Source organism: Pseudomonas sp. 14P_5.3_Bac1 (genome assembly GCF_025466135.1).
Classification (GTDB): domain Bacteria; phylum Pseudomonadota; class Gammaproteobacteria; order Pseudomonadales; family Pseudomonadaceae; genus Aquipseudomonas.
This window is the reverse complement of record NZ_JANLOF010000054.1, coordinates 1-9247: the sequence shown is the minus strand read 5'-3', so window position 1 is coordinate 9247 and position 9247 is coordinate 1. Positions and strand designations below refer to the sequence as shown.

Genomic DNA, 9247 nt, shown 5'->3' with positions numbered 1-9247 from the left:
AGCCCAACGCGGGGCAAGCCCGCTCGCCACAACAAGCCCGCTCGCCACGACAGCCCGGCTCTTCTCAGGAGGCGGTTTCAGGTCGCCAGATCCGCCAGCCCCAGGTGCTCGCGCAGCGTCGAGCCTTCATAGGCGGTACGAAACAACCCCTTGCGCTGCAAGTGCGGAATCACGCTCTCGACAAACTCAGTGAACGAACCCGGCAGGTAACCCGGTGAGATCACAAACCCGTCGCAGCCGCCTTGCTCGAACAGCTCCGCTAATTGGTCGGCGATCTGCGCGCCAGTGCCCACCAGTTGCGGCACGCGCACGCTGCTGGCGAAGATGCGGCCAAGTTGCTCAAGGGTGATTTCAGGCCCTTGCATCAACAGCTTTTCCGCCGCAGCGGCAGGGATCAGTGGCGACCGGGCGACCTCGGCCAGGGTGGCCGTCAGCGGGAACGGTGACAGGTCCACATTGAGCTGCGAAGCAAGTGTCACCAGCCCCAGCTCGGGGCGCGCCAGGGCGTTGTGCCGATCGCGCTTGGCGCGGGCTTCGGCCTCGCTGCCGCCAATAAACGGCATCACCGCGGTCAACACCTTGCAGCTGTCGGCGTCGCGGCCTTGCTGCACCACTTGGGCACGCACGTCATCGCGAAAGGCGCGCATCGCGTTCAAATGCGGGTGAATGGTGAAAATCGCCTCGGCCCAGCGCGCGCCAAACCGCCGACCGCGCCCGGACGAACCGGCCTGAATCAATACCGGACGCCCCTGGGGCGTGCGCGGGATATTCAGCGGGCCTTCGACCTTGAACCATTCGCCCTGATGCTGCACCGACGTAATCAAGGCCGGGTCGGCGAGCACGCCATGTTCGCGGTCCAGCTTGAGGGCGTCCTTGCCCCAACTGTTCCAGAGCTTCAATGCGACTTCGACAAACTCATCGGCGCGGTCGTAGCGCAGGTCGTGTTCCAGGTGCTTGTCCTTGCCGAACAGGCGCCCTTCGCTGTCGTTCATCGACGTGACGATATTCCACGCCGCGCGGCCCTTGGACAGGTGGTCGAGGGTGGCAAATTCGCGCGCGATGTGTGCCGGTTCGTAATAGGTAGTCGAGCGCGTCGCGCCCAGGCCCAGCTTGCGGGTCTGGCCTATCAGGTAGGAGAGAATCGGCAACGGGTCCAGGCGCGTGGCGTCCTGGGCGCCGTAGCGCAAGGCGAACTCGCGCGAGCCGCCCATCTGGTCGCCCACGGCCAGGCGGTCGGCGAAGAACAGGAAGTCGAACAGGCCCTCCTCCACCACCTTGGCGATGCGTGAGTAGTAGTCGGGGTCGAGGTAATTGCCGAGCGTTTCGGGGTGGCGCCACACGGCGTGGCTGTGCACCACCGGCCCACTCAGGAGGAAGGCTGACAAATGGATCTGGCGGCTCATGATTTGGGGGTCCACACGGTGATATTGGCGACGTTCAGCGGCTTGGGAATCAGCTTGGCGGCGTAATAGGTGTCGGCGATGCGTTGCTGTTCGGCAAGGTTTTGCACCTTGACCGGGATGATGTCGTAGCTGCGTCGGCTATTGGCGCGCTCCACCGTGGCCGGTGGGATGTTGCCCCACAGCGGCGCAAGGATGTCAGCGGCTTGCTTGGGATGGGCTTTGACCCATTGGCCGGTTTCGCGCAGGGTATCGAAGGTGATTTGCAGCACCTCCGGGTGCGCCTTGGCAAATTGTGTGGTCGCCAGGTAGAAGCGGTTGTAGTTGGCCAGCCCGTCGTTGCCATCGGCGATCACACGCACGTGATGCTCAAGCTGCTGAGTGGCGAAGAACGGGTCCCAGATCACCCAGGCATCCACGCTGCCATTTGAAAACGCCGCGCCACCGTCGGGTGCCTCAAGGTAACGCGGGGTGATATCGGCCAGCGTCAGGCCGGCGTTGTGCAGCGCCGAGATCAGCAGAAAGTTGCTGCCCGAGCCCTTGGACACGGCGACGGTCTTGCCCTTGAGGTCGGCGATGCTGTGGATCGGGGATGCGTCCTGGACGATGATCGCCTGGGCGCCGGGCGATGAGTTTTCCTGGGCGTAATACGTCAGCGGCGCATCGGCGGCCTGGGTGAACAGCGCAAAGGCGTCAGCCACGTCCGCGTGCAAATCGACACTGCCGGCGTTCAAGGAGCTGAGCAGGCCGGTGCTGAATTCATGCCAATTGACGGTGAACCCCAAGGGCTTGAGGCGCTGTTCGAGCTGGCCATTTTGCTTGAGCAGGATCCACAGCGTCGACGAGCGCTGGTAGCTGATGTCCAGGGTCTGCTCGGCGTGGGCCGCCGCTGCGGCAAACAGCAGGCTGGCGGCGAGAATGAGTTGTTTCAACGTCATGGAAGGCCTTGGCATAGGTGAGTTGAAGGACGCTGCTTATGCAAAAAGGCCACATAAGACCTGGCAGACAAGCAAACTCGATTATATTAACGACGGGTAATTATGAAAGAACCCTATAATTCTATGGTTATGCCCAATTCGTCGGAACGCGTGAAAAGCGCCCTAAGCTCAGATCGAAAGAGTATTTATCGAATGCTTTTTAGAACTTTAAGCTTGGCCTTATTTCGCTGAAGATCGAGCGCGCCATGTCTATTCGTCGTCCCCTCGCCGTTGTCCTCGGGCTATTGGCTTTTTCGGTTGCGGTGAGCGCAGAGGCTCGGGAAACCGTGCGCATCGGTTACCAGAAATCCTCGACCCTGATCACCCTGCTGAAAACCCAGGGCACGCTTGAAAAAGCCCTCAAGGCCGACAACATCGACGTGAGCTGGCATGAATTCCCCAGCGGCCTGCCGCTGCTCGAAGCATTGAACGTGGGCAACGTGGACATCAGCGCCGACGTGGCTGACACCGTGCCGATCTTCGCTCAGGCCGCCCAGGCCAAACTCACCTACTTCGCCCAGGAAGCGCCCTCGCCTTCAGCCCAGGCCATCGTGGTGCGCAAGGACTCGCCGATCCAGCAGCTGGCAGATTTGAAAGGCAAGAAAATTGCGGTGACCAAGGCCGCCGGCACTCACTACTTGCTCATCGCCGCACTGGCCAAAGCCGGCCTGGCGTTCTCGGATATCGAGCCGGCCTATCTGTCGCCGGCCGATGGTCGCGCGGCCTTTGAGAACAACAAGGTTGACGCCTGGGTCACCTGGGAACCGTTCCTCACCAGCGTGCAGCGTCAACTGCCGACCCGCACCCTGGCCGACGGCGCAGGCCTGGCCAGTTACAAGCGCTATTACCTGACCGGCACGCCTTACGCCAAGGAGCATCCCGAGGTTTTGAAACGGGTGTATGAGCAATTGGAAAAAGCCGGTCAATGGGTAAAAACCAACCCGCAGGACGCGGCGAAAGTACTCGGCCCACTGTGGGGCAACCTGGATGTGGCCACGGTGGAAGCCGCCAACGCGCACCGCAGTTACGAGGTGCAACCGGTCACGGTCGAACAGTTGGGTGAACAGCAGAAGATCGCAGATGCCTTCTTCAAGGCCGACTTGTTGCCCAAGGCGGTGGATGCGCAGGATGTGCAGACCTGGAAGCCGTGAGAAGTTTCATTTTGACGATGAGGCCCATGTGCGCGCATGGCTGGCGGCCGAACCGTTTACGCATGGAGGGTTGTTCAAACAACTGGATGTGCAGGTTTTCCAGAACCGCTGGCCGCAGAAAGTCGGCTTCCCAGAGGCGTAAAGGCGTGGCGCGCGGGTAAACAAGCCGCCTGGGAAGTGGTACAACGGGTGTCCCGTGCCGCCCAGCGCTGCGCCACATCCCACTTCCTGGAGACCGCCGCTCATGACGTCCAAGCTCGAACAACTCAAGCAATTCACCACCGTGGTCTGCGACACCGGCGACCTGGAAGCCATCAGCCGCCTGCGTCCGGTCGACGCCACCACCAACCCGTCGTTACTGCTCAAAGCCGCCGCCATCCCGGAATACGCCGAGCTGCTGCGCACTGCCGTGAGCCTGTCCAAGGGCGACGTAGGCCTGGCCTGCGATCACTTCGCCGTGTCGGTCGGTGCGGGCATTCTCAAGGTGATTCCCGGGCGCATCTCGACCGAAGTCGACGCGCGGCTGTCCTTTGACGGAGACGCGCTGTGGGCCAAGGCCAATCAGTTGATCGCCCTGTACGACCAGGCCGGTATCGGTCGCGAGCGCGTGCTGATCAAGCTGGCGTCCACCTGGGAAGGCATCCGCACTGCCGAACGCCTGGAAAAAGCCGGCATCCAGACCAACCTCACGCTGCTGTTCTCCTTCGCCCAGGCCGTGGCGTGCGCTGATGCCGGGGTGTTTTTGATCTCGCCATTCGTAGGCCGCATCTACGACTGGTACCGCAAAAGCACCGGCCTGGATTACACCGGCGCCGAAGACCCGGGCGTGCAATCGGTCACCCGCATCTACAACTACTACAAGGCCAACGCCATCCCGACCGTGGTCATGGGCGCAAGCTTTCGCACGCTCAGCCAGATCGAGCAACTGGCAGGTTGTGACCGCCTGACCATCAGCCCGGACCTGCTGCACAAACTCGATGAAGACAACGGCACGCTGGAACGCAAACTGGTGCCGGGCGCTGAAGGTGAAGTGCGTCAGCAACTGACCGAAGCGCAGTTCCGCTGGGCGTCGAATGAAGATGCGATGGCAACGGAAAAACTCGCCGAGGGCATCCGGCAGTTCGCGCGCGATCAGGAGAAGTTGGAGGCGGTGCTGGCGGCGTTGTAACAGGACGCTCGATTGCTGTGGCGAGAGAGCCTGCGCCCTCGCCACGGCAATCACCCAAAGGCTGAGCGTTCGCTGTGATTCAGAACGGCCCCTTTGTCATCACCCGCTCATCAATAAACCCGCGCAACATGCCAATGCGTTGCGTGTAGGCGTCACTCAGGCAACTCAGCCGCGCGCCACACGCGCGCCGCTGCTTGAGCCAGTCCGCCTGCCCGTCCATCAATGAGCCGCGCCCGCCCATGGCCATGAAGTGCTTGTTCAGGTCGTAGAGCAACGCCATCGTTACGTCCTGGTCATTCAAGCTGCGGTTGGCGCAGATGGCAATTTCGTCAGCGGCCTTGGCCTTGGCGCAATCAAAGCTGGCGGCCTGGCTTGAAAGACTGAGCATCAGGGTGCAAATACCGGTAAAGAGTGCGGGTTTGAGCAATAGACGTGACATCGGCGGTGGGCTCCGAAAAAAGTGGGCAAACGGCGGCGTTATAGATAGGCCCGCCGCCGGCGAAAAAGTTCTTCGACACCGAGCACCGTTCAGTCGCGGCCACCCAACTTACGGGCGGCCAGCGCACCGAGTAGTGCGCCGACGATCGGCGCCAGGCAGCGCTGCGACAGGTATTCGCCGCCGGCAAACAGCGCCGGGCCGGTGCTGCGGGCCGGTTGACGGATCAATGCACGTTTTTAGACTGATCCACGGCATCCATATAGGCGACGAGGTGTCTCACGGGTTCGATCCTTGGATTTTTTCAAGTCATCATTGACCAACGCATCAGTTGCTACGCGCCACACCCTGCCCATACCGGTGAATCGCCAGGCAGTAGCCGATCAGCGCCACTGCCGCGAGCATCCCGCCCGCCGCGCCGATCCAGGCGAAACCGAAGTGGCTGCCGACCCAACTGCCCATCAGGGCGCCGCCGCCGATGCCAATGTTGTAGATACCGGAGAACATCGCCATGGCCACGTCGGTGGCGTCGGGTGCCAGCACCAGCACTTTGGATTGCATGGCCAGGCCAAAGCCCATGATCGCCATGCCCCAGAACACGCTCAGGCCGACGAGGTAGGACTCGGCGCCGCTCAAGGGCAGCATCAGCGCCAGGCACGCAGCAAGCAGGAACACCGCACTGACCACGAACAAGTGCGGGTTGAAACGGTGCACCAGGCTGAACAGCAGCGAGCCGATGATGCCCGCGCCGCCGAACACCAGCAGGAACAGGGTCACCACGTTACCGCTCAGGCCGGCGACGCCTTCGACGAAGGGTTCGATGTAGCTGTAGGCGGTGAATTGCGCGGTCACCACCATGGCGGTGAGCACGTACAGCGCCACCAGCGCCGGGCGCTTGAACAGCAACGGCAGGCTGCGCAGCGAGCCGGAGTTTTGGCTCGGCAGCAGCGGCAAGGTGCGCGCCAGCCAGAACACCAGGGCCGCGGCAAAGGCGGCGATCACCAGAAACGTGGTGCGCCAGCCCATGGCTTCGCCGAGCAGGCGGCCCAGCGGAATGCCCAGGACCATCGCCAGTGACGTGCCGGTGGCCAACAGGCCGAGGGCTTGCACCTGCTTGCCCTCCGGCGCCAGGCGCACGGCCAGGGAGGCGGTGATCGACCAGAACAACGCGTGGGACAAGGCGATGCCGATGCGGCTGACCATCAGCAAGCCGAAGCTGGTGGCGACGCTGGAGAGAATATGGCTGGCGATAAACAAGCCGAACAACACGATCAGCAACTTGCGCCGTTCGACGTTACGCGTCAGCAGCATCACCGGCAGCGACGTCAGCGACACGATCCAGGCATAGATGGTGAGCATCAGGCCGACGCTGGCGATGGGCATGTCGAAGCTGGCGCCGATGGCGCTGAGCAGGCCGACCGGTACGAATTCGGTGGTATTGAACACAAATGCGGCCAAAGCAAGGGCGATGACCGGTTGCCAGTTGGCTTGGGGGGTTGCGGCTGAAATGCTCATTGGCGGGCGAGGTACTCTGGCGATGATCCAACGGCCACGCAGAACAGCGCCGCCGCCGAGCATTCTATAGGTTTCTCGCCGCGCTGTTGGCGCGGATCGTCGCTCTGAGGTTCAGGGCAAGGTCATGGTGATTACATAGTTGCCCGACACAATCGGCGTGCCGGCGCTGTCCACCAGCAGGTAGCGCTGGTCGTAATAACGCCCGGCGCCACTGTCGGCAACCAGCCTCACCCGGGCCGCATCGACGCTGGCCACCGGCGCCAGACTGCGCACCTCGAAGCGGCTGCCGCGGTTAAAACTGGCGCAGCCGGTCAACTCCATCACCGCGCCGCTGCGCGCATTTGTCGCACACCCAGGCTCAACGATTGCGCCGGTGAACTGGATAGTGCCCTGCCCCACGGTCTGTGCCGCACCACAGGCACTGGCCCATAGGCAAAACAGGCCTGCAAACACCGAAATACCTTTAACGCTCATGCCGACACTCCTTATTGGGCTCTTACCCAGGAAGTCGTCTGGCCGGGCGTTAACTTGAGGTGATTCGGCCTAGGGTGTGATCTGGATCACGGATCCACCTGCCCCATCATCTCGGGGATGCTTTCCGGCCGCTTGGCGTAGCGTTGCGCCAGCGCCGCGCACACCATCAACTGGATCTGGTGAAACAGCATCAGCGGCAGGATTAACACGCCCATGGTTGCGCCGGCGAACAGCACTTGCGCCATCGGCACGCCGGTGGCGAGGCTTTTCTTCGAGCCGCAGAACAAGATGGTGATGCGGTCTTCCTGGTTAAAGCCAAAGGCCTTGCCCAGCACGGTGGACGCCACCAGTACCAGGACCAGCAACACACAGCACGCCACCACCAGGCCGCCCAACTCCCACAGCGGGATCTTGTGCCAGATGCCTTCGTTGACCGCTTCGCTGAACGCGCCGTAAACCACCAGCAGGATCGAGCCCTGATCGACGAACTTCAGCCAGGACTTATTCCGGCCGACCCAATCGCCGATCCAGCGACGAGCGATTTGCCCGGCGATAAACGGCAACAGCAATTGCACGCTGATTTTCAGGATCGCGTCGACGGTGGAGCCCGCGTCGCCGTGCACGTTGAGCAGCAGCGTCACCAGCAGCGGCGTGAGGAAGATGCCGAACAGGCTGGAGGCCGCCGCACTGCAGATCGCCGCCGGAATGTTGCCGCGCGCAAGCGACGTAAAGGCAATCGCCGATTGCACCGTGGCCGGCAAGGCGCACAGGTAGAGCATGCCCATGTACAGGTCTTTGCCGATCAGCGGCGACAGCACCGGCTTGAGCGCCAGGCCCAGCAAGGGGAACAGCACAAAGGTCAGGCTGAACACCAGCAGGTGCAGGCGCCAGTGCCCGGCACCGGCAACGATGGCCTGGCGCGACAGCTTGGCGCCGTGCAGGAAAAACAGCAGCGCAATGGCCAGGTTGGTCACCCAGCCAAAGGCCACGGCGGTCTGGCCGCTGGCGGGCAGCAGGGAAGCGAGAATCACCGTGGCAATCAGGGTCAGGGTGAAGTTGTCAGGCAGAAAACGTGGACGGGTCATAAGCAAATCTTCCAGGGGTTGCCAAGAGCATCGATGCGACTCTAACGTAACGGCTTGTTACCGACTAACGCCAATGAGCCAGTAAATGCCGCCTAAAGGACATGACAAGACCGTCCGGCGCAGTGTGCCCGGGCTTTCCAGCCTGCCGCGGCCCGTGTATGGGCGCACGGAGTCACTGCCCAATCGCGCGCTGACCCGCCAGCACAGCCACCCGTGGGTGCAGTTGTCCTACGCGATATCCGGGGTGCTGGAGATCCAGACCAGCGTCGGCCGCTTCGTCGCCCCGCCCCAGCGCGCGGTGTGGATCCCGGCGGGCGTGCCGCATCGGGTGTTCAGCTCGCCGCACACGGAAATGCGCAGCCTGTACCTGGATTGCAGCGTTACCGCCTGGGCGGCCGAGCGGTGTCAGGTGTTGGAGGTGAGCAGTTTGTTGCGCGAGTTGATCCGCAGTTTCAGTGAGTTGCCGGTGGAATATGCCGAGGACGGGCCGGATGGGCGGCTGGCCCAGGTGGTGCTCGACCAGTTGGCCGCTGCGCCGCAGGTGGATTTGATGCTGCCTTTGCCCCTGGACCCGCGGTTGCGTCAGGTTTATCGCAGCTTGAATCTGCATCCGGAGCAGCAGACGACCTTGGGGGATTGGGGGCGCAGGCTGGGGGTGAGTGAGAAGACGTTGAGTCGGTTGTTTTTGAGTGATACCGGGCTGACGTTTCGCGCTTGGCGTCAGCGGTTGCGGTTGCTGAGTGCGTTGCCGGCCCTGGAGCAGGGGGAGCGGGTTACGGATGTGGCGCTGGGGTGTGGGTATGAATCGACTTCGGCGTTTATTGCGGCGTTTCGGCAGCAGTTTGATGCGACACCTGGGGAGTTTTTTCGGTGATGTTGGGGGTGGGTTATTGAGTACATATCCGTTATTTGGGTGATGGCGAATATCGGTTCCGCCCTTACGGCGGGTCACTTTTGAAAAGAGCCCAAAAGTAACCAAAAGGCTCTTGCCCCACCACTCGGCACCTCGCTTAGGCTCGGTGTGCCCTCACGCAGGCTTTG

General features: G+C 62.3%; 10 protein-coding genes and 1 pseudogene. 4 read left to right on the top strand and 7 right to left on the bottom strand.

The genetic code is table 11. From position 1 onward, the window contains the following. Positions 1-77: 77 nt before the first annotated feature. Together NTD89_RS11720 and NTD89_RS11715 are read right to left on the bottom strand one after the other, a co-directional pair. Positions 78-1403, bottom strand: a complete 1326-nt coding sequence (locus tag NTD89_RS11720; RefSeq protein WP_262207772.1) for an LLM class flavin-dependent oxidoreductase — start codon at positions 1401-1403, stop codon at positions 78-80. Continuing rightward, positions 1400-2338, bottom strand: coding sequence for an aliphatic sulfonate ABC transporter substrate-binding protein (locus NTD89_RS11715; RefSeq protein WP_262207770.1), 939 nt, complete (start codon positions 2336-2338; stop codon positions 1400-1402). Before NTD89_RS11715 ends, NTD89_RS11720 begins: the two co-directional genes overlap by 4 nt. Before the next feature lie 245 nt (positions 2339-2583). Between NTD89_RS11715 and NTD89_RS11710 the strand changes: the two genes are divergently transcribed. From NTD89_RS11710 to tal, 3 genes are all read left to right on the top strand, one after another. Next, positions 2584-3528, top strand: coding sequence for an aliphatic sulfonate ABC transporter substrate-binding protein (locus tag NTD89_RS11710; protein WP_262207768.1), 945 nt, complete (start codon positions 2584-2586; stop codon positions 3526-3528). After that, entirely contained in the window at positions 3506-3670 is a 165-nt protein-coding gene (locus NTD89_RS11705) for a hypothetical protein (RefSeq protein WP_262207766.1), read from the top strand. Before NTD89_RS11710 ends, NTD89_RS11705 begins: the two co-directional genes overlap by 23 nt. A gap of 102 nt (positions 3671-3772) precedes the next feature. After that, positions 3773-4696: a transaldolase gene (gene tal, locus NTD89_RS11700; protein WP_262207764.1), complete on the top strand. Its 924-nt coding sequence runs from the start codon at positions 3773-3775 to the stop codon at positions 4694-4696. 79 nt (positions 4697-4775) lie between these two features. Here the strand turns inward: tal and NTD89_RS11695 are convergent, their stop codons facing one another. The 5 genes and pseudogenes from NTD89_RS11695 to NTD89_RS11675 form a co-directional block, all read right to left on the bottom strand. Then, the gene (locus tag NTD89_RS11695; protein WP_262207762.1) at positions 4776-5135 is read right to left on the bottom strand and encodes a lysozyme inhibitor LprI family protein; all 360 of its coding nucleotides are present in this window, start codon (positions 5133-5135) and stop codon (positions 4776-4778) included. A gap of 89 nt (positions 5136-5224) precedes the next feature. Continuing rightward, positions 5225-5350, bottom strand: a pseudogene (locus NTD89_RS11690) (aquaporin); the annotation flags it as partial. Between the two features lie 109 nt (positions 5351-5459). Next, a complete protein-coding gene (locus tag NTD89_RS11685) occupies positions 5460-6647 on the bottom strand; it encodes a sugar transporter (protein ID WP_262207760.1) in 1188 nt (395 codons plus the stop codon). Between the two features lie 111 nt (positions 6648-6758). Beyond that, positions 6759-7121: a type 1 fimbrial protein gene (locus NTD89_RS11680; RefSeq protein ID WP_262207758.1), complete on the bottom strand. Its 363-nt coding sequence runs from the start codon at positions 7119-7121 to the stop codon at positions 6759-6761. A gap of 86 nt (positions 7122-7207) precedes the next feature. After that, positions 7208-8206 (bottom strand): bile acid:sodium symporter family protein, encoded by a 999-nt coding sequence (locus NTD89_RS11675; RefSeq protein ID WP_262207756.1) that lies wholly within the window; start codon positions 8204-8206, stop codon positions 7208-7210. An 85-nt stretch (positions 8207-8291) separates the two neighbouring features. Here NTD89_RS11675 and NTD89_RS11670 point away from each other — a divergent pair, with 85 nt between their 5' ends. Continuing rightward, the gene (locus NTD89_RS11670) at positions 8292-9080 is read left to right on the top strand and encodes an AraC family transcriptional regulator (protein WP_145163626.1); all 789 of its coding nucleotides are present in this window, start codon (positions 8292-8294) and stop codon (positions 9078-9080) included. Positions 9081-9247: the final 167 nt, after the last annotated feature.